The sequence below is a fragment of the Bacteroidota bacterium genome (assembly GCA_040388375.1).
GTDB lineage: Bacteria > Bacteroidota > Bacteroidia > UKL13-3 > UKL13-3 > JAAFJM01.
The window spans coordinates 494,085-495,290 of sequence record JAZKBU010000007.1 but is presented as its reverse complement, the minus strand read 5'-3'; the positions used below and the strand labels follow the sequence as shown (position 1 = coordinate 495,290).

The 1,206-nt window shown below is 33.2% G+C and carries 2 protein-coding genes; both read right to left on the bottom strand.

Translation table 11 applies throughout. The annotated features are described in order from the left end of the window. Nucleotides 1–140: 140 nt before the first annotated feature. Nucleotides 141–527 carry a hypothetical protein gene (locus tag V4538_13845; protein ID MES2382125.1) on the bottom strand — a complete coding sequence of 129 codons (387 nt, stop codon included), beginning with the start codon at nt 525–527 and terminating at the stop codon, nt 141–143. Next, nucleotides 514–1,206 (bottom strand): hypothetical protein (locus V4538_13840; GenBank protein MES2382124.1); only part of this gene is annotated, 693 nt, incomplete at its 5' end. The genes V4538_13840 and V4538_13845, both read right to left, overlap by 14 nt.

Genomic DNA, 1,206 nt, shown 5'->3' with positions numbered 1-1,206 from the left:
TGGTAGACGCACTAGTCTCAAACACTAGCGAGAAATCGTGCCGGTTCGACTCCGGCTCCGGGTACGCATAAAAACGCCTTACAATTAATTGTAAGGCGTTTTGTTTTATAACGTTATATTTAATGTTTTTTACACTTAGACTACTGAAAAATTGACATCAGATGTTCTTTTAAGTGAAGATTTTCGGAATAATTTGAAAGGAACTTATAAGTAATATCAATAGCTGCCTTATTTCCAAGGAGTTGGAGTTTACTTACTAATGGTTTAAAAGAATTAAACCATGATTGGCTGGGAACAGCTGTTTCATTATTAGATTTAATTGATTTTAAACTATCGAGTATTTCTCTTCGCTCCTTATTAGAATCTGTATTCAAAAAAATAATGTCTACCAATTCTTTTTCAGTTTCAGTTAGAGATAGGTTAGTATTTTTTTCAATAAAATCTTGTGCGGAATTGTAAGTATAGTTGTCACCAATATGAAGATTAGTCGCATTTATATTGGCCCCATTAAAATTATATTTTCCCATTCTGTTGTATCAAGTAAGTTATATCTCCAATATTTAAATTTTCACTATTAATATTCCCAGTGAATACAAATACTACATTTAGAGTAGGTGAGTCTCCCTTTTTTGAATGTTCAAAGCCAATATGATCGGGTTTTAATCTAAGATCGTTGAAAATCGAACATATGGTACTTTCGAAATTGGTTCTTGTTGAACTTGGTTGAGAATAAATTGAAATATTTCTTGACTCCCCATTCAATGTCTCTCCTGAATTATAATCATTTTTTTTATATGAATGTCTTTGATTTTTAGAACCTCTATTTATTAAATTTTCAATAGGAAGAGGGCTCATTGGAGTTAAATTTGACCAACTATTAGGTTGTATAGACCATTTTAAACTATCAATTGCAAAAGCCATATTAATTGCAGATAGCTTTTCACCTACACTAGCTTGTTCAAATGCTATAGAACCAAAATCAGGTATATTGGTAATTACAAGAGCAGCGTTAACTGCAGAGAACTTTTCACCGATGCCAGCGTGTCCAAATGCTATAGAGCTAAAATCAGGCATATTGATAGTTGCAAGAGACGCATTAACTGCAGAAAGCTTCGCACCGATACATGCTTGTCCAAATGCTATAGAACTGTAATCAGGCATATTGATAGTTGCAAGAGACGCATTAACTGCAGAAAGCTTCGCACC